Source organism: Streptomyces sp. NBC_00820 (genome assembly GCF_036347055.1).
In the GTDB taxonomy this organism is placed as follows: Bacteria; Actinomycetota; Actinomycetes; order Streptomycetales; family Streptomycetaceae; genus Streptomyces.
The window spans coordinates 6,780,443-6,798,217 of sequence record NZ_CP108882.1; the positions used below are offsets into that span (position 1 = coordinate 6,780,443).

At 72.0% G+C, this 17,775-nt stretch carries 16 protein-coding genes; 9 read left to right on the forward strand and 7 right to left on the reverse strand.

The window, feature by feature from the left end:
- The first annotated feature begins 7 nt into the window (after nucleotides 1–7).
- Nucleotides 8–913 carry a helix-turn-helix domain-containing protein gene (locus OIB37_RS30260; protein ID WP_330460788.1) on the forward strand — a complete coding sequence of 302 codons (906 nt, stop codon included), beginning with the start codon at nucleotides 8–10 and terminating at the stop codon, nucleotides 911–913.
- 155 nt (nucleotides 914–1,068) lie between these two features.
- Nucleotides 1,069–2,022, forward strand: a complete 954-nt coding sequence (locus OIB37_RS30265; RefSeq protein ID WP_330460789.1) for a hypothetical protein — start codon at nucleotides 1,069–1,071, stop codon at nucleotides 2,020–2,022.
- 74 nt (nucleotides 2,023–2,096) lie between these two features.
- Here OIB37_RS30265 and OIB37_RS30270 read toward each other — a convergent pair whose 3' ends face one another.
- Entirely contained in the window at nucleotides 2,097–3,545 is a 1,449-nt protein-coding gene (locus OIB37_RS30270) for a glycoside hydrolase family 16 protein (RefSeq protein WP_330460790.1), read from the reverse strand.
- Between the two features lie 351 nt (nucleotides 3,546–3,896).
- Between OIB37_RS30270 and OIB37_RS30275 the strand changes: the two genes are divergently transcribed.
- Nucleotides 3,897–5,234, forward strand: coding sequence for a 6-phospho-beta-glucosidase (locus OIB37_RS30275; protein ID WP_330460791.1), 1,338 nt, complete (start codon nucleotides 3,897–3,899; stop codon nucleotides 5,232–5,234).
- A gap of 168 nt (nucleotides 5,235–5,402) precedes the next feature.
- Here the strand turns inward: OIB37_RS30275 and OIB37_RS30280 are convergent, their stop codons facing one another.
- Complete coding sequence (locus OIB37_RS30280) at nucleotides 5,403–7,085, reverse strand: carbohydrate binding domain-containing protein (protein ID WP_330460792.1); 1,683 nt, start codon at nucleotides 7,083–7,085, stop codon at nucleotides 5,403–5,405.
- 80 nt (nucleotides 7,086–7,165) lie between these two features.
- Nucleotides 7,166–7,810: a PadR family transcriptional regulator gene (locus tag OIB37_RS30285; protein WP_330460793.1), complete on the reverse strand. Its 645-nt coding sequence runs from the start codon at nucleotides 7,808–7,810 to the stop codon at nucleotides 7,166–7,168.
- Between the two features lie 89 nt (nucleotides 7,811–7,899).
- On the opposite strand from OIB37_RS30285, the gene OIB37_RS30290 reads away from it, so the two are divergent.
- Entirely contained in the window at nucleotides 7,900–9,063 is a 1,164-nt protein-coding gene (locus OIB37_RS30290; RefSeq protein ID WP_330460794.1) for an FAD-dependent monooxygenase, read from the forward strand.
- A gap of 106 nt (nucleotides 9,064–9,169) precedes the next feature.
- Here OIB37_RS30290 and OIB37_RS30295 read toward each other — a convergent pair whose 3' ends face one another.
- The gene (locus OIB37_RS30295) at nucleotides 9,170–10,300 is read right to left on the reverse strand and encodes an ATP-grasp domain-containing protein (protein WP_330460795.1); all 1,131 of its coding nucleotides are present in this window, start codon (nucleotides 10,298–10,300) and stop codon (nucleotides 9,170–9,172) included.
- A 318-nt stretch (nucleotides 10,301–10,618) separates the two neighbouring features.
- Here OIB37_RS30295 and OIB37_RS30300 point away from each other — a divergent pair, with 318 nt between their 5' ends.
- Nucleotides 10,619–11,524, forward strand: a complete 906-nt coding sequence (locus tag OIB37_RS30300; RefSeq protein ID WP_330460796.1) for a metallophosphoesterase family protein — start codon at nucleotides 10,619–10,621, stop codon at nucleotides 11,522–11,524.
- Nucleotides 11,472–12,164: a 4'-phosphopantetheinyl transferase family protein gene (locus OIB37_RS30305; protein WP_330460797.1), complete on the forward strand. Its 693-nt coding sequence runs from the start codon at nucleotides 11,472–11,474 to the stop codon at nucleotides 12,162–12,164. Before OIB37_RS30300 ends, OIB37_RS30305 begins: the two co-directional genes overlap by 53 nt.
- 152 nt (nucleotides 12,165–12,316) lie before the next feature.
- On the opposite strand, the gene OIB37_RS30310 is transcribed toward OIB37_RS30305, so the two are convergent.
- The 3 genes from OIB37_RS30310 to OIB37_RS30320 all read right to left on the reverse strand — a co-directional run bounded on the left by OIB37_RS30310 (nucleotide 12,317) and on the right by OIB37_RS30320 (nucleotide 14,242).
- Nucleotides 12,317–12,544: a hypothetical protein gene (locus OIB37_RS30310; RefSeq protein WP_330460798.1), complete on the reverse strand. Its 228-nt coding sequence runs from the start codon at nucleotides 12,542–12,544 to the stop codon at nucleotides 12,317–12,319.
- Between the two features lie 448 nt (nucleotides 12,545–12,992).
- Nucleotides 12,993–13,553 carry a toxin-antitoxin system, toxin component gene (locus OIB37_RS30315; RefSeq protein ID WP_330462020.1) on the reverse strand — a complete coding sequence of 187 codons (561 nt, stop codon included), beginning with the start codon at nucleotides 13,551–13,553 and terminating at the stop codon, nucleotides 12,993–12,995.
- A 32-nt stretch (nucleotides 13,554–13,585) separates the two neighbouring features.
- Entirely contained in the window at nucleotides 13,586–14,242 is a 657-nt protein-coding gene (locus OIB37_RS30320) for a helix-turn-helix domain-containing protein (RefSeq protein ID WP_330460799.1), read from the reverse strand.
- A gap of 241 nt (nucleotides 14,243–14,483) precedes the next feature.
- On the opposite strand from OIB37_RS30320, the gene OIB37_RS30325 reads away from it, so the two are divergent.
- The 3 genes from OIB37_RS30325 (at nucleotide 14,484) to OIB37_RS30335 (ending at nucleotide 17,771) form a co-directional block, all read left to right on the forward strand.
- Entirely contained in the window at nucleotides 14,484–15,155 is a 672-nt protein-coding gene (locus OIB37_RS30325) for an MmyB family transcriptional regulator (protein WP_330460800.1), read from the forward strand.
- A gap of 129 nt (nucleotides 15,156–15,284) precedes the next feature.
- Entirely contained in the window at nucleotides 15,285–16,283 is a 999-nt protein-coding gene (locus tag OIB37_RS30330; RefSeq protein WP_330460801.1) for a LacI family DNA-binding transcriptional regulator, read from the forward strand.
- 129 nt (nucleotides 16,284–16,412) lie between these two features.
- A complete protein-coding gene (locus OIB37_RS30335; protein ID WP_330460802.1) occupies nucleotides 16,413–17,771 on the forward strand; it encodes an ABC transporter substrate-binding protein in 1,359 nt (452 codons plus the stop codon).
- Nucleotides 17,772–17,775 lie beyond the last annotated feature (4 nt).

A 17,775-nucleotide genomic window follows, 5' to 3' on the forward strand; every position in this document is an offset into this window, starting at 1 on the left:
ATCAAACATGGCGGACAGAACGGCCCAAGCTGTGAACCATGCCACAGACGGTGACGGGATCAGGACCTTCCCCTTCCCGTCCGACCTGGCCGTGGGCGGCGTCGGCATGCAGATCGGAACCATGGGCGCCGACCGCACCTGGCACGCCGACGCCCCGCTGCACCGTGTTCACCGCATCGACTTCCACGTGATCCTGCTCTTCACCGGCGGTCCGGTGCGGCACATGATCGACTTCACCGAGTACGAGGTGTCGGCCGGCGACCTGCTGTGGATCCGCCCCGGACAGGTCCACCGCTTCTCCCGGACCAGCGACTACCGCGGCACCGTCCTGACCATGCAGCCCGGCTTCCTGCCGCGTGCCACCGTCGAGGCCACCGGCCTGTACCGCTACGACCTTCCGCCGCTGCTGCGTCCCGGCCCCGAACAGCTCGCCGCCCTCGACGCCTCCCTCGAACACCTGCGCCGCGAGTACGAGGACACCACCACCCTGCCGCTGAGCCTGCACACGGCCGTTCTCAGGCACAGCCTCACCGCGTTCCTGCTGCGCCTCGCCCACCTCGCCGCCAGCTCGGCGGAGGCGGCCCGACAGCAGGCGGACACCACCTTCACCCTGTTCCGGGACGCGGTCGAGCGGGGCTTCGCCACCAACCACAGCGTCAACGCCTACGCCGACGCGCTCGGCTACTCCCGCCGCACCCTCGTGCGCGCGGTGCGCGCCGCCACCGGTCAGACGCCGAAGGGCTTCATCGACAAGCGGGTGATCCTGGAGGCCAAGCGCCTCCTGGCCCACACCGACATGCCGATCGGCCGGGTGGGCGCCGCGGTCGGCTTCCCCGACGCGGGCAACTTCTCCAAGTTCTTCCACCTGCACACCGGTCAGACGGCGGTGGCGTTCCGGGCGGAGTTGCGTTAGCGCCTGCCCGGCGGGCACGGCCGGTCGCTCTGTCGGGGCGCCGGGGCCCCATTGGTCACGATCAGGTCTCTCTTGCCGCGTGTGGGCAACTTCGCGATTTCTTCACGAGTCGCACACACGCAAGGCACGGCTCCAGCCCCAGGGGGGACCTGACCATGAATCAGCCGCAGCATCCGCTGCCCGGCGGCCGGGAGGCGCGGCGCTCGCACCTCCCCTTCCGCGTGACCGGGAGGAAGTGGCGCGAGGGCCTCGGGGTCGGCGCGCTGATATGCGCCCTTCTCACCGGCTGTGGCGCCGCCGACGACGGCGCGCCCGCGGCGAAGCCGAGGCCCACCGTGACGGTCACCGCGACCGTCACGGTCACTCCGGCACCGATGACCAGCCAGGTGAACAGCACGCTCGCCGAGGCGACCGAGGCCGCCGAGCGGCACGGGTACCGGGTCGTGGCGCACGACGCGAGCGACAAGGACGCCTCCCCGGGCGACGACTGGACGGTGTGCTTCGAGAAGTACACCTACGACAGCGTCGCGTTCGGCGCCGTGACCTCCGACGCCCCCTGCCCCGCGAAGGACGGCCGGCCGATCCCCTGGCCGTCCATGCCGACCGCGGTCGGCCGCACCTACACCCACGCCGTCGACGCCATCGGCAAGGTGACGGACGGCGACATCACGGTCAAGGCGTCGTACAAGGACGAGGACGTCGACGGCGACGACGCGTCCGACGGCGAGTACGACGACTGGAAGGTGTGCTTCCAGTCGCCCGCCCCCGGAGCGCGGGTCGTCGGCGACCGCGACGTGACCCTGTGGCTGACCGAGGACGGCTGCCCGGCCGCCAAGGGCACCTACAAGGACAGGACCAACGACCCGGACTACACCCCGCCGGCCACCGCCGGCAGTACGGGCGGCACCGGCTCCGCCGCCTCGTCCGGCACGGGCGGCACGGGCGGCGGCAGCGCGGGCACGACCTGCGAGATCGTCTCCAACGCCGGAAACTGCTACGACGCCGGCCAGTTCTGCCGCAACAGTGACGTCGGCAGCTCCACCCACGCGGCGAACGGCCGCCTCATCCACTGCCGCGACGAGGGCAGTCGCAACCGGTGGAACTACTGACCCGGTAAGGCCGGTCGGGCCGGCGCCGCCGGGGGTCCGTCCCCCGGCGGCGCCGGCCCACGCGGGCTCCCCGGTCAGTGACCGAAGTCGAACCAGTTCACGTTCACGAAGTCGGCCGGCTGACCGCTGGTGAACGTCAGGTACACGTCGTGCGTGCCGGTCACCGAGGAGGTGTTCGCCGGGACCGTGCGCCAGGACTGCCAGCCGCCGGTGTTGCCCACCGCGAAGCTGCCGATCGGGGCGTTGGAGCGGCTGTCCAGACGCACCTCGACCAGCCCGCTCACCCCGGCCGCGGCACCGCTCGCCACCCGGGCATTGAACTGGGTGGCCGCCGTGGAGCCGAAGTTGACACCCTTGTAGAGCGCCCAGTCGCCGTTGGCGACGAAGCCCATGTCCTGGCCGCCGCCGGTGTCCGTGGTGGTCTCGGAGCTCACGCCGGACTGGCTGTCGTAGGACTCCGCCTGGATCGGACCGTAGGCGTCACGGTTGCCGGGCGGGGGAGTGGTGCCGCCACCGCCGCCCGAGGACTGGAGCACCTGGACGTAGTCCACGGCCATCGGGTGGTTCGGATCGGTGCCGCTGTCAGGGCCGCCGCCGAACGCGCCCGGGAAGCCGCCGCCCATCGCCACGTTGAGGATCACGAAGTAGCCGTGGTTGGTGGCGTTGGCCCAGGTCGTCGCGTCCACCTGGTTGGCCCGTACGGTGTGGAAGTTGACACCGTCGACGTAGAAGCGGATCTCCTCGGGGCTGGTCGAGCGGTCCCACTCCATCGAGTAGGTGTGGAAGCCGGACTGACAGGTGCTGTTGGGGCACGCCATGGAGTTGCCGATGCCGGTGGTCTCGTTGCAGGGACCGCCCGGGTTGGTGCCGCAGTGCACCGTCGCCCAGTCGTTGTTCAGGCCCTGGACGTTCTCCATGATGTCCAGCTCGCCGACGCCGGGCCAGTTCTGGTAGTTGCCCCGGAACGGGGAGCCCAGCATCCAGAACGCGGGCCAGTAGCCCTTGGCGGCCGCGCCGGTGACGTTGGGCATCTGGATGCGGGCCTGGACGCGCAGCTTGCCGCCGGCCGGCGGCTGGAAGTCCGTGCGGTTGGTCTCGATGCGACCGGAGGTCCAGTGGCCGGATCCGTCCCGGCGCGGGGTGATGAGCAGGTTGCCACTGCCGTCGAGCGCCACGTTGTTGGTGCTGGAGGTCATCGTCTCGACCTCGCCGGTGCCCCAGTTACCGGCGCCGCCCGGGTAGGAAGTACCGGTGTCGTACTGCCAGTTGCCGGTGTTGACGCCGGAGCCCGCCGTGCCGTCGAAGTCGTCCAGGAAGACCTGGGTCCAGCCGGTGGGGGGAGCCGGTGCGGAGGCGTCGGCCTGGAGGGTGCCGGCGGTGGCGGCGGCCGCCGCCAGACCCAGCGTGCCGAGGACGGCGACGAGGGCCCGGCGGACCGTGTACCGCGGCCTGCCGGCCACGGGTCTGCCTTCCGTGCGTGGGGGTCTGCCGTCCGTGTGCGAGGTTCCGGAGGTTTCACTCATGGGGGTGCCTCTCGGGTGCGGGATGGGACGCGCGAAGAGTCTGAGAGCGCTCTCAGGGTGCGGCCAATGTGCTCCCCGACCCGTGGGCCGTCAAGAGTTAAAACAGTGAAAGTCCTTTCCTGGCACGGCAGTTCACCCTCTGAAGCCGACCGCGCGACGGATGCGGGCCGGATGCGGGCCGGCCGTGACCGCGAGGGCGAGGGCGACGCCGGTGAGTGACGCCCACGTGGGTCGGCCGAGGCGCCCGTACGCGCGCCGGCCGGGCCGGGTGACAGAGTGGTCCGGAAGCGAAGACAGCGACGCGAGCGGCGGGATCGCCGGGAGCGCCGGGCGTGGCGGAAGGGTGCGGACGTGAGGCTGACGATTCTGGGCGGCGGCGGGTTCCGCGTGCCGCTTGTGTACGGCGCGCTGGTGAACGACCGCGCCGAGGGGCGGGTCACCGAGGTCGTGCTGCACGACCTGGACGCCGCCCGGCTGCGCGCGGTCGGCCGCGTGCTCGCGGAACAGGCGGCCGCTGTCCCGGACGCGCCCACGGTGACCGCCACCACCGACCTCGACGAGGCTCTGCGCGGCGCCGACTTCGTCTTCTCGGCGATCCGGGTCGGCGGTCTGCGGGGGCGCGCCGAGGACGAACGGGTGGCCCTCGCCGAAGGTGTCCTCGGGCAGGAGACGGTCGGCGCCGGCGGCATCGCCTACGGTCTGCGCACCGTGCCCGTAGCCACCGAGATCGCCCGGCGCGTGGCACGGCTCGCCCCGGACGCCTGGGTCATCAACTTCACCAACCCGGCCGGCCTGGTCACCGAGGCCATGTCCCGGCACCTCGGTGACCGGGTCATCGGCATCTGTGACTCGCCGGTCGGCCTCGGCCGCCGGGTCGCCCGTGTCCTCGGGGCAGCCCCCGGCGAGGCCTTCGTCGACTATGTCGGCCTCAACCACCTCGGCTGGGTGCGCGGCCTGCGCGTCGCCGGGCGCGACGAACTCCCGCGCCTCCTCGCCGATCCCGCCCTGCTGGGCTCCTTCGAGGAGGGCAGGCTCTTCGGCACGGACTGGCTCCAGTCGCTCGGCGCGATCCCCAACGAGTACCTCCACTACTACTACTTCAACCGCGAGGCCGTCCGCTCCTACCAGGAGGCCGGGCAGACCCGCGGCGCCTTCCTGCTCGACCAGCAGGCACGGTTCTACGACGAGGCGGCCGACCCCGCCGCCTCCGCGCTGCTCGCCTGGGACCGCACCCGTGCCGAGCGCGAGGCGACGTACATGGCCGAGAACCGGGAGAGCGCGGGTGCCGGTGAGCGCGAGGAGGAGGACCTGTCCGGCGGCTACGAGAACGTCGCCCTCGCCCTGATGCGGGCCATCGCCCGCGACGAGCGCGCCACCTTGATCCTCAACGTCCGCAACCGTTCCACGCTCGCCGCCCTCGACGCCGAGGCGGTCATCGAGGTCCCGTGTCTGGTCGACGCGAGCGGCGCCCACCCCCTCGCCGCCGACCCGCTGCCCGAGCACGCCACCGGACTGGTCTGCTCGGTCAAGGCCGTCGAACGGGAGGTGCTCGCCGCCGCCGAGTCCGGTTCCCGCGCGACGGCGGTGAAGGCCTTCGCACTGCACCCGCTGGTCGACTCGGTCGGCGTCGCCCGCAGGCTGGTCGAGGGTTACACCGAGGTCCATCCGGGCCTGGCGTACCTCAAGTAGGCCGCCCCCGCGTCGACGAAGCACGCGGGGCCGCTCCGCCGAGCGGCCCTCCGGCGCTGTCGCCGCACGCCGGCCTGGATCGGATCAGCCGGGTGCGGCGGCAGCGCGGTCGGGTCAGCCGGGTTGATCAGCCAGGTTGGTCAGCCGGGTTGGATCGGCCGGGGCGGGTCAGCCGGTGAAGCCGGCCGTGATGGAGGTGAACTGCCAGGTGCTCTGGCTGATGCCGGAGCAGTTGCTCACCACGCCACCGCCGGGGCAGGACCGGTCACGGTTGACCGCCCAGTAGGCGAGGCGGGCGATGTGGTGGGAGTTGGACCAGTCCCTGATCTGCGTCCAGATGGCGGGAGTCGTGTTCTCCTGCTGGTCGGACAGGCCGTTCATGCCGGAGATGCCGATGTGGGAGTACGCGGTGGCGTCGTCCCAGCCGAAGGTGGACTTCAGCTTGGCCTTCAGGCCCTCGGCCGCGTTCACGGTGTTGCCGTACATGTCCGAGCCGCCGCCGAAGTCGAACGGCATGATGGTGAAGACGTCGATGTTGGCGCCGAGGGACTGGGCCTGCTCGATGAGCCGGTTGCCGTAGTAGGTCGGGCCGGTGGTCGAGGTGCCGAAGGTGACGATGGTCCTCAGGCCGGGGTTGTTGGCCTTGACCGTCTTCAGCGCGGTCAGGATCTTCGCCTGCACGGCCTCGTTCTCGAACTCGTCCGTGTTCTCGATGTCCATGTCGATCGCCTTGAGCGAGTAGGCGTCGATCACCCGCTGCAGGGCACCGGCGAGCGCGCTCGCCGAGGAGCAGTTGGCGCCGAGCTTGCTGCCCTGCCAGCCGCCGAAGGACGGGACGACGTCACCGCCCGCCGAGCGGATCTGGTTGATGGCGGTCTGGTCCGCGCCGCCGGTCAGCGGACGGCTGCCGTCCCAGGCGGGGTTGCAGCCGCCGGAGTCCAGCATGAACGCCATCGTGAACCACTTGACGCCGGTCGCGCTCATCACCGTCGTGGGGTTCGGCGGATCGCCCCAGCCCTCGTACAGGTACGGCGCCGCCTGCTTGAACCCGGTGCCGCCGCCGGTTCCGGCGTTGGTCGTGACGCTCACCGAGTTGGAGGCCGCGGAGGTGTTCCCGGCGGCGTCCCGGGCCTTCACGCTGAACGTGTACGCCGTGCTCGGCGACAGTCCGCTGACCGTGGCGGAGGTACCGGACACGCTCAGGACCTGGCTCGACCCGCTGTAGATGTCGTACGCCGTCACGCCCACGTTGTCCGAGGAGGCGTTCCAGGACAGCGACACGCTGGAGGACGTCTTGCCGGTCGAGGTGAGTCCGCCGGGCGCGGTCGGCGCCTGGGTGTCACCGCCGCCACCGCCCGGGCCGTCCAGGCTGATGTCGTCGGCGTCGTAGGCGCCCTGCGCGTACCAGCCGTGCACGTAGACGGTGGCGCTGGTCTGCGAGGCGCCGGTGGTGAAGGCGACGCTGAGCTGACTGTAGGCGGACGGGGACGTCGTCCAGGTGGACGCGCCGCCGTTCACGCCGAGGTACACGTACGAGCCGCGCACCCAGCCGCTGAGCGTGTACGTCGTGTTCGGCTGGACGGAGACCGTCTGGCTGCACTGCGCGTTGTCGCTGTCGGTCACGGCGCCCTGCAGGGCCTTGGAACCGCCGTGCACGGGGGAGGAGACGACCGAGCCGAGATTGCCGGTGCAGGACCAGGGGGACGTACTGCCCGACTCGAAGCCGGGGTTGGTCAGGATGTTGGCCGCCTGGGCCGTGCCGGGCAGGGCGATGGCCCCGCCTAGCGCGAGAGCGGCCGTGCCGACCAGGGCGAGGATCCGGCGTCTGGGACGCCCGAGGATGTGGCGCACGCGATCTCCCTGTGGGGACGGAGGTGTGGGGGAGTGCGGTAGCGGTGCGCCCCTTAAGTTGGTATGGACCAATCCAACTGTCAAGAAGATACGCGGAATTGGTCCATACCGGGGAAGGATTCCCCCTCCGGCGCGACGGGCGTCGCCGCGGGTCCGGCGGCCCAGTCGAGGGTGCCGTCGGACAGATCTTCCACGACCGAGCGCAGCCATCGCTCCTCGGCCGTCGTGACGGCGCGCAGATACTCGAGTTCGAGGACGGACACCCGCGGCAGGCCGTCCGCGGCCCCGGCGGCCAGTGCGGTGTCGAGGGCGGCGCCCGTCTCCGCCACGCGCTCCAGTCGCCTCGCCAGGATCTCCCGCGCCTCGGCCGGCGCGAGCATGAGTACGTAGGACAGTGCCGCGGGGAACTCGGGGAACTCCTGCCGGGGTTCGGCGAGCATCCGCTCCAGCCACTCGCGGGTGACGGCCCGGCCCGATGCGGTGATCTCGTAAACGGTCCGCTCGGGGTACTGCTGGTCGCGCTCGGTGTGGCGGACCGCGATCAGGCCGGCCGCCCGCAGGCGCTCGATCGTGCGGTAGAGCCCGGCGCGCTGGCCCACGTTGACGACCTGGTCCTTGCCCCACTGCCGGATCAGCCGCTGGATGCCGTACGGGTGCAGGGGTTCCTGGTGGAGCAGGGACAGCACGGTCAGGGCGAGCGGGGAGCTGCGTACGGGGCTGGTCATGGCGCCGATCGTATCCACGGGGAAACCAGTTGACCAGATACTAGTTTCACTGCAACTATCAAATGGTCGAGCCGACTTGGGGAGGGACCATGGGCAAGGTCAGGACGGCGGCGGTCATCGGGGGCGGGATCGCCGGACCCGTCACCGCGCTCGCGCTGCGCAGGGCGGGCATCGAGGCGGCCGTCCACGAGGCGTACCCGGCCGCGGTGGACGACACCGGCGCGCTGCTCAGCCTCGCGCCCAACGGGATCGACGCACTGCGGACCGTGGGCGCGGACAAGGCCGTCGAAGCCGTGGGGCAGCCGGTGCCGGGAGTGGTGATGGCCGACGGCGACGGCCGCCGCCTCGCCGAGTTCCACGGCTTCCCCGGCCTGCCCGTCACCCGGGCGATGGCGCGCGCCGACCTGTTCCGGGCCCTCGCCGGCCACGCGCGAGCGGCCGGCGTCCGCATCGAACACGGCAGACGGCTCGTGAGCGCCGAACAGGACGAGCACGGCGTCACCGCGACGTTCGCGGACGGTACGACCGTCACGGCCGACATCCTCGTCGGCGCCGACGGCATCCGCTCCAGCGTCCGCACTCTGATCGACCCGCACGCGCCCGGCCCCGAGTACGGCGGCGTGCTCAGCTTCGGCGGCTGCGCCTCCGGCAGCGGTGTCGAGGCCGAACCGGGCAGCATGTACTTCGCCTTCGGCCGCGCCTTCATCGGCTACTGGGGTCTGCCCGACGGCCGTATCGCCTGGTTCGCCGGGCTGCCCAGCGCCCGGCCGTCCACCTCGGCGGAGGTGAGGGGCGTTCCCGCGGCCCGATGGCTCGAACGGCTCGCGGAGCTGTACGCCGGGCACACCCCGGGCCGGGATCTCGTCGCGCACACCGCGCCCGGCGACCTGATCGCGGTCGGCCCGATGGAGCGCATGCCGTCCGTGCCGCACTGGCACCGCGGCCGTATGGTCCTCGTCGGCGACGCGGCGCACGCCCCGTCCTCCAGCTCGGGGCAGGGCGCCTCACTGGCCGCCGAGAGCGCCGTCGAACTGGCCCGGTGCCTGCGCGACCTGCCCACGCCGGAAGCCGCGTTCACCGCGTACGAGGGACTGCGCCGCGCGCGCGTCGAGATGATCGGCTCGGACGCCGCCGCGAAGAACAAGGCGAAGGCCGGACAGGCGGGGGCGGCGCCGGCCCTGCCCGCCCCGGAGCAGATGTTCGCCCCCGTCCACCGTCACCACATCGACTGGGACGAGCCGGTCAAGGGGTGAACGGCCGCCCCGGGGGAGGCTGCCGGTCGGAGAGAGACACGGCCGGCCCTCCGCTCCGAGGCGGCGGGGCGGGGGCGGGGATGGGGATGGGTGGGCGCGACGCGCGCTAGAGCGGCAGTGCCTCGGCCGTCGCGGCGGCCGGTTCCACCCGGGCCGCGGGCATCGCCGGCAGCAGCACCTCGGCCTCCTCCGTCCGCTGGCGCGGCAGCGGAGCCGCGGCGCGCAGCGGGCGCGGTCCCGAGACCACCGCGTAGTCCTGCCCCAGGAACGGCGGCTCGATCACACCGGGATCCTCGCCGAGCGCCAGCTGCACAGCGGCCCAAGGGGCGTTCACCCCGCACTGCGACAGCTGGTGCAGGCCGCCCGCCGCGCGCGTGTTGACGTCCAGCAGCACCGGACGGCCCTCGTACATGCGGAACTGGATGTTGGACAGATAGTGCAGCCCGAATCCCTCCGCGATCAGCCGCGCGGGCTCCAGCCACTGCTCGCGCAGCGTGAAGCCGCGCCGCCGGCCCTTCTTCGTGCGGCCTATCGCCAGCCGGACCCGGTTGTCCGGACCGGTCAGGCAGTCGACCGACACCTCCGGCTCCTCCAGGCGCGGCATGACCAGCCAGTCGACCGGCTCCTCGGCCCTGCGCAGGGCGTCGACCACCAGGTCCAGCTGCACGTGCGGCCCGGGGAAGCCGCTCAGGTGCGTCAGCGAGAAGGGGGCGCGGGTGATGATCCGGAAACCGACGCCGCCCGCGCCGACGGCCGGCTTGAAGCACGCTTTGTGCCCGGCCGCCTCCAACTCCTCTACGGCAGAAAGGAGTTCGTCCGCCGTGCGAACCCGCCACCACGGCGGCACCGGGACGCCGACCGAGCGGACCGCCTCGTACGCGGTCGCCTTGTCCTCGAAGACGGCCACCGCCTCCGGCGTCGGCGCCAGCAGCGCCGTACCCACCGCCGCGAACTCGGCGCGGTGCGCCACGATCGCCGCCTGGTTCAGCCGGGGCACGAAGACGTCGATGCTCCGCCGCGCGCACTCCGCGAGGGCGTACTCGACGTACGCGGCCGGGGACAGGCCCTCCGGCTCCATCGCGGCCGTGTCGGCGGCGGCCAGCACGGGGGAGTCGGCGTCACCGTGGGTGGCATGGATCTCGACCGCGCGATCGCTGGGATTTCTCCGCAGCTGTTCAATGAAGAACACGTTCTCCGCGTACGTGCGGTTGAGCCAGACGCGTACGCGAGAGACCATGCGGGCCGCCTTTCACGGTTTTCGGGCACGACACAGTGGCCCGTGCCCGGGCAGGAGAGAGGAAGGGACACCAAACCGCCCTGGTTAAGGGGACGTTGGGCGGTGGTGTTGGGGCGATCATACGGCTTTCAAAGGCGTGTTCGTGCAACGCGGGTGTTACGGAATCCGCAGGGCCGCTCCGCGGCTCCGCGACCCTCGCGCGGTGGCCCGGCGGCGGTCCCGCGGCGCCCCGGCCGCCACCCGCCCGCGCAGGTGCTTGCCCCTCGCCGGGCGTGTGTGCTGTGGTGGTGGCGACGGCGGACGCGGAAGGGGCGCGCGGTGGAATCGACGGCCGGGGACGGACAGCTGCTGGCCATCAGCGACCTGCACATCACCTACCCGGAGAACCGCGCCCTCGTCGAGCGGATGCGCCCGCACACCGACGACGACTGGCTGATCGTGGCCGGGGACATCGCCGAGACCGTCGCCGACATCCGCTGGACCCTGACCACCCTCGCGGACCGCTTCCGCAAGGTCCTGTGGGCACCCGGCAACCACGACCTGTGGACCCACCCCAAAGACCCCGTCACCCTGCGCGGTGTCGCCCGCTACGAGCACCTCGTCGCCCTCTGCCGGGAACTGGGCGTGACCACACCCGAGGACCCGTACCCGGTGTGGGAGGGCCCCGGCGGACCGGTCGCCGTGGCACCGCTGTTCCTGCTCTACGACTACTCCTTCCTGCCGGCCGGATGCGCCACCGAGGCGGAGGGCCTCGCCTACGCGGAGAGCACCGGCATCGTCTGCAACGACGAGTACCTCCTGCACCCGGACCCCTACCCGTCCCGCGCGCACTGGTGCCGCGCCCGCGTCGCCGCGACCGAGCGCAGGCTCGCCGAGCTGCCGGCCGGCCTGCCGACGGTCCTCGCCAACCACTACCCGCTGGACCGGCACCCGATGGACGTGCTGTGGCACCCGGAGTTCGCCATGTGGTGCGGCACCACTCTCACCGCCGACTGGCACCGCCGGTTCCGCGCCACCGCCATGGTCTACGGTCATCTGCACATCCCGCGGACCACCTGGCTCGACGGGGTCCGCTTCGAAGAGGTCTCCGTGGGATACCCCCGCGAATGGCGCAAGCGCCCGGAACGCCCGGGACGGCCGCGCCGCGTACTGCCGATGGAGGTCGGGCCCGGTGATCGAGGAACTGCTCCCGGTGTCGGTGACGGCCGTGGAAGCGTTCGGTGACCCGGCCGGCGACCCGGAGGCCCAGGAGTCCGCGCTCTACCCCGAGGAGAAGCTCCTCGTGGCGCGCGCGGTGGACAAACGGCGCCGCGAGTTCACGTCCGTCCGCGTGTGTGCCCGGCGCGCCATGGAGAAGCTCGGTGTCCCGCCCCAGCCGGTGCTCACCGGCGAACGCGGCGCCCCGCGGTGGCCCGACGGGCTGGCCGGCAGCATGACCCACTGCGACGGCTACCGCGCCGCCGCGCTCGTACGCACCACGGACCTGGCCTCCCTCGGTATCGACGCCGAACCGCACGCGGCCCTGCCGGACGGGGTCTTTGGCGCCATCGCGGTCGGGCCCGAGCGGGAGAGGCAGACCACCCTGGGTGCCGGCCGGCCCGAGGTCCACTGGGACCGGTTGCTGTTCAGCGCCAAGGAGTCCGTGTACAAGGCGTGGTTCCCCCTCACCCGGGCGTGGCTCGACTTCTCCGAGGCCGACATCGAACTGGTCCCCGATCCGGGACACGCCACGCGCGGCGGGTTCCACGCCCGGCTCCTCGTCCCGGGGCCGGTGGTGGGCGGCACCCGCCGTGGTGCGTTCGAGGGCCGCTGGCTGGTCGAGGACGGCCTGGTGCTGACGGCGGTGTCCGTCCCGCACACCTGAGCGGACGGCGGACGGCGGACGGCTGAGGGCCGGAAGGCAGAAGGTGCACGGCGGACCATGGAGGACGCCCGGCTGACGGCGGGCGGTGGAGAACGCGCGGCTGACGGTGAAGGACGCACGGGGGGCGACGGCCGCCACGGCGTGCGTCCGCCTCACTCCTGTGGGCACCATTCGCGGACCAGCCGGAAGAAGTCCTCCTCGTTGCCCGAGAGGCCGGCCCGCGCCAGCGCCACCTCCGCCTCGGCGAGCACGGAGGGTGGTACGACGACGGGTCCACTGCCGCCGGGTGGTCCGTCGAAGACGGCGCGCACGGTGTGCAGCAGCCTCAGATAGGCCTGGACGGCGGTGCGCTCACGGTCGGTCAGTACGGCGGTGGGCATCGGTCGGCTCTCCCCGGTCGGCGTCACGGATCGCGCGCCCTGCGGCGCCGCGCACCGCGGTGTACGGCGCACATGTCCAGCTTGCCGCTCACCACTGACAACGCACCGGCTCCCGCCTCGCCGCTTCCCCCGACCGGCGGTCCGCGCGGCAGGGTTCGCCCGCTCAGCGGATGCGGAAGGGTGCCTGAAGCCGCGTGGTCCCGCGCGCGCCGCATGGTCCCGCGCGCCGCCGGCGGGCCGCGCCCGGCGGGAGGGGAGAAGGCGCCGGCGGGGAGAAGGCGCAGAGTGGCCGGCGAAACCCGGCCGACCGTCGGCCCGCCGTGCCGCCGTGCCGCGTGCCGCCGGAAACAGGTGTGGGCAGCGGCGGAGGGCGCCGGTGCGTCTGTGGGCGTGATCGGTACGGACACGGTGAGCGGCGTGGGTGGTCCGCCGGCCCCGGCCGGTCCGCTCAGTTCAGCCCGGAGAGCCCCGCGCCCCCCGGATACCCCAGCGACGCCTCGATGCGGCCCGCCACATCGTCCCGCTGCACCGGGCCGCGCAGGGCCGAACCCGTCATCCGGGTGCGGAGTTTGCTGGCCAGGAGCAGCCCGAAGGCCTCGGCCTCCCGTTCCTCGGCCTGCTCGAAGCGGGTGCGGGCGGCGATCCGGTGCACGGCGGCCTGGAGCGCGGCGCGGTCGGTGCCCTCGCCCAGCAGGCGGGCGGCGCCCTGCACGCCCGGTCCGGTGTGCTGGTGTGTGCCGTGGTCGGCCTGCATGTGCCACAGCTCGTGGCCGAGGATCACCAACTGGTGGTCGGGGGCGGTGCGTTCCTCGACGACCACCAGGTCACGGTCGGCCATGTCCAGCCACAGTCCGCTCGCGGTGCCGGGCGGGAAGGCGGCCGTACGGAACTGCACCGGCCGGCCGCGCCGACGGCTCATCGCCTCGCACAGCGCGCCGTACAGCTCGTGCGGCGGGGTCTGCGCGGGCAGGGTCAACTCCCCGGCCAGTTCGGTGCACAGCCGCCGCATCTCCCTGCCGATGCCCACAGTCCTCCTCCGGCTCACGACTCGGGCCGTTTGACGCTCTCCAGGAGCATGTCGAGCCACTCGGCGACCTTGTCCCGGTGCTGGTCGGTGGGCAGTTGAGCGGCTCGCCAGGCGATCCCGCGCACCCCGTGGTCCTGGAGCAGCCGCTCCAGCGGATCGTCGGCGGCGCGGGCCGCCGCCCGCTCCCGGTCGGCGAGCTTCTGCAGCAGTTCCTGCTCGGTGCGCTGCAGCGCGCCCGCGAGCGCCTCCGGGTCCTCGGCCGTCAGGAAGCCCGCGTGGACCCGGAAGAACCGCTGGAGCGCGTCGCAGTGCTCCATGGTGGGCCGCCGGTCGCCGTTGATGAGGGCGCCGGCCTGCTGGCGGGACATGCCCGCGCCGTCGGCGATCTCCTGCTGGGTGTACTTGCGGCTGCCCGGCTTCAACCGGGTGCGGCGCAGCAGGTCGAGGCGCTGCAGGAAGCGGGCCTGGACGTCGGGTTCACCGGCCGGGCGGCCGCCGAGCAGGGCCTTGACCACCGGCTCGGGGACACCGCAGGACACGGAGAGCCGTGTGATGTCGAAGACCTCGCCGTGCGGCACGCCGAGCCGGTCGGCGAGCGCGGTGACGCGGGCGACGACGGCCGGCAACTGAGCGGTCGCCGTGGCGCCCGGTTCCTCGTAGCCATCCGTCACCGACAGAACTCCTACGTCTCTTGAGGGTTTCTGATGCGTCCGTAGCTTTTCGTGTGTGGTCGCCGTGAACTTCCCGGAGAGTATCGGGTGCTTCGAACTCACATCCAGGTCTCGCCACAACTGTGGCGAATTTCAGCCGTCAACCGACATGAAATGCCACGATAGTTGACACGGCTCACGTCGGAGCAGCAGGATCACAGAGCCGCGAGAAGGCCGCAGAGGCAAGAGGGGTGACCTCCCGATGGCACATCAGGCAGGAGGGCAGTGGCCGGCGCCGCGGCCCGTCCCCGACAGCTTCGAGACCCAGGCGTATCTCCAGGACTACGCCGCACTGGTGGAGGCCGCGCCCTTCCCGTCCTTCGTCGTGGACCACGGCTGGAACGTGCTGATGGCCAACGTCGCCTTCGAGACACTCTTCCGCGGGGTCGGCGCACATCCCACGGCCATGCCCAGGGACAACTTCCTGCGGTTCGTCCTCTTCCACCCGGAAGCGGGCCAGATCCTCGGCGAGCACGAGCCGGGCTGGTGCCTGCCGATGCTGGCCCAGCTCAAGGCCGCCGTGGAGGGCCACGGTCACGACCACGACGTGCAGGCGATCCGCCGGGACGTCGGGCACGACCCGATCATGGAGGCCGCCTACCGGCAGGGCCTGCCGCACTGGATCCGCGCCGTCGGCGAGTCGGCGACCCGGCTCGACGGCGCCGTACGCCTCCTGCTCCACCCGGACCCGCGCCGCGGCCCCACCGAATGCCGCATCGTCGACGAGACGCCCCCGGCCCTGCGGGACCTCGGTCACCGGCGTCTGACCATGATCCTGCGCGACGCCCGCCGTCCGGCGTCGGCCCCGCGCAGGGCGCGCCGGTCGGCCGCCGGGGGAGCGCATCTGACGGTCGTCCCGTCGTCCCAGGACTGACCCGGCCCCGTCGGCGTTCAGGTCGCCGACGGCGCCGGGTCGAACACCCCCCGCGCCCGTAGTCGCCTCACTGTCGTCCGTGATCCGTTTACGCAAACGGCTTGCGTCGCTTGCGCTACTCTTGCGCACATGACGCGACGACTTGCGGAAGTGGCGAAGAAGGTCGGAGTCAGCGAGGCCACGGTCAGCCGGGTGCTCAACGGCAAGCCCGGAGTCTCCGAAGCCACCCGGCAGGCGGTCCTCACCGCCCTCGACGTCCTCGGCTACGAGCGGCCCACCCAGCTGCGCGGCGAGCGTGCCCGGCTCGTCGGCCTGGTCCTGCCCGAGCTGCAGAACCCCATCTTCCCCGCGTTCGCCGAGGTCATCGGCGGTGCGCTCGCCCAGCTCGGGCTGACCCCGGTGCTGTGCACGCAGACCAAGGGCGGCGTCTCGGAGGCGGACTACGTCGACCTGCTGCTGCACCAGCAGGTCTCCGGCGTCGTCTTCGCCGGCGGCCTGTACGCGCAGGCGGACGCGCCGCACGACCACTACCGGCTGCTCGCCGATCGCAACATCCCGGTCGTGCTGGTCAACGCGGCCATCGACCACCTCGGCTTCCCGGCCGTCTCGTGCGACGACGCCGTCGCCGTCGAGCAGGCGTGGCGGCACCTGGCCTCGCTCGGCCACGAGCGGATCGGCCTGGTCCTCGGCCCCGGCGACCACGTGCCCTCCGCGCGCAAGCTGGCCGCCGCGCGTGCGATCGCCGGCGACCTGCCGGACGAGTTCGTCGCGCGGGCCATCTTCTCGGTCGAGGGCGGGCACGCGGCCGCCGCCCGGCTGATCGACCGCGGCGTCACCGGCATCATCTGCGCCAGCGACCCGCTCGCCCTCGGCGCCGTCCGGGCCGCCCGCCGCAAGGGCTGCGCCGTCCCCGGCCAGGTCTCGGTCGTCGGCTACGACGACTCGGCCTTCATGAACTGCACCGAGCCCCCGCTGACCACCGTGCGCCAGCCCATCGAGGCCATGGGCCGCGCGGCCGTGGAACTGCTGCACGCGCGGATCCAGGGCACCGCCGTACCCGCCGAGGAGCTGCTGTTCGAGCCGGAACTGGTCGTCCGCGGCTCCACCGCGCAAGTGCCGCGCGACTGAGATCGAGAAGGTCCAGCTCGCTGTCGATTAATTGCATATCGCGCGCGACATCTTGCGGCCCGCCGTTGTCGGTGCTTGAGTGTGCGGCACCCACCGCTCACCGCTCCCGCCTCCGAGGGGTCCACCGAGATGAGAAGCACCGGGTTCCGCCATCGTCGTACCGTCCTGGCCGTCGGCGTCTGTTCCTCGCTCGCCCTCGCCGTCTCGGCCTGCGGGTCGGGCGACGAGGGATCGGCGGGCGGCAAGACCCGCATCACCGTGAACTGCGAACCGCCCAAGAGCGCGAAGATCGACCGCGGGTTCTTCGACGCGGACACCGCCGCCTTCGAGAAGGCGAACCCGGACATCGACGTCGTCGCGCACGACGCCTTCCCCTGCCAGGACCCCAAGACCTTCGACGCCAAGCTCGCCGGCGGCCAGATGGAGGACGTGTTCTACACGTACTTCACCGACGCCCGGCACGTCGTCGACATCAACCAGGCCGCGGACCTCACCCCGTACCTCAAGGAACTCAAGAGCTACGACAGCATCAGCAAGCAGCTGCGGGACATCTACACCGTGGACGGGAAGGTCTACGGCATCCCCCGCACCGGCTACTCGATGGGCCTGATCTACAACCGCGCGCTCTTCCAGAAGGCCGGCCTCGACCCCGACCGGGCGCCCGCCACCTGGGACGAAGTACGCGCCGACGCCACGAAGATCGCCGCACTCGGCGGCGGCACCGTCGGCTACGCCGACTACAGCGCGCAGAACCAGGGCGGCTGGCACTTCACCGCCGAGCTGTACTCCCAGGGCGGCGACGTCGTCAGCGCCGACGGCAAGAAGGCCACCGTCGACACCCCCGAGGGCCATGCCGTGCTGCGGAACCTGCACGACATGCGGTGGACCGACGACTCCATGGGCAGCAAGCAGCTCCTCGTCATCAACGACGTGCAGCAGCTGATGGGTTCGGGCAAGCTCGGCATGTACCTCTCCGCGCCCGACAACATCCCGATCCTGGTCAAGGAGAAGGGCGGCGACTACAAGGACCTCGCCCTCGCCCCCATGCCCGGCGGCAAGGGCACCCTGATCGGCGGCGACGGCTACATGTTCAACAAGCACGACACCCCCGCCCAGATCCGCGCCGGCCTGAAGTGGCTCGACCACATGTTCCTCACCCCGGGCAAGGGCTTCCTCGGCGACTACGCCCGCGCGAAGAAGACCGACTCACCCGTCGGCCTCCCCGAGCCGCGCCTGTTCACCGGCGCCGCCGACGCCAAGGACCAGCAGGTCAAGAAGGCCAACGCCAATGTGCCGGTGGAGAACTACCAGGCCTTCCTGGACGGCAACCAGAGCCTCCGGATGAAGATCGAGCCGCCGTCCGCCCAGCAGATCTACTCCGTCCTCGACGGTGTAGTCTCCGCCGTCCTCACCAAGAAGGACGCGGACATCGACCAGCTCCTCAAGGACGCGTCCGGCAAGATCGACAGCATCCTCGCCCGGAGCTGACCGC

Coding starts and splice junctions, on each gene's coding strand:
- OIB37_RS30260 (WP_330460788.1), top strand. CDS start 8: ATGGCGGACAGAACGGCCCAAGCTGTGAACCATGCCACAGACGGTGAC.
- OIB37_RS30265 (WP_330460789.1), top strand. CDS start 1,069: ATGAATCAGCCGCAGCATCCGCTGCCCGGCGGCCGGGAGGCGCGGCGC.
- OIB37_RS30270 (WP_330460790.1), bottom strand. CDS start 3,545: ATGAGTGAAACCTCCGGAACCTCGCACACGGACGGCAGACCCCCACGC.
- OIB37_RS30285 (WP_330460793.1), bottom strand. CDS start 7,810: ATGACCAGCCCCGTACGCAGCTCCCCGCTCGCCCTGACCGTGCTGTCC.
- OIB37_RS30290 (WP_330460794.1), top strand. CDS start 7,900: ATGGGCAAGGTCAGGACGGCGGCGGTCATCGGGGGCGGGATCGCCGGA.
- OIB37_RS30295 (WP_330460795.1), bottom strand. CDS start 10,300: ATGGTCTCTCGCGTACGCGTCTGGCTCAACCGCACGTACGCGGAGAAC.
- OIB37_RS30310 (WP_330460798.1), bottom strand. CDS start 12,544: ATGCCCACCGCCGTACTGACCGACCGTGAGCGCACCGCCGTCCAGGCC.
- OIB37_RS30315 (WP_330462020.1), bottom strand. CDS start 13,553: ATGCGGCGGCTGTGCACCGAACTGGCCGGGGAGTTGACCCTGCCCGCG.
- OIB37_RS30325 (WP_330460800.1), top strand. CDS start 14,484: ATGGCACATCAGGCAGGAGGGCAGTGGCCGGCGCCGCGGCCCGTCCCC.
- OIB37_RS30330 (WP_330460801.1), top strand. CDS start 15,285: ATGACGCGACGACTTGCGGAAGTGGCGAAGAAGGTCGGAGTCAGCGAG.
- OIB37_RS30335 (WP_330460802.1), top strand. CDS start 16,413: ATGAGAAGCACCGGGTTCCGCCATCGTCGTACCGTCCTGGCCGTCGGC.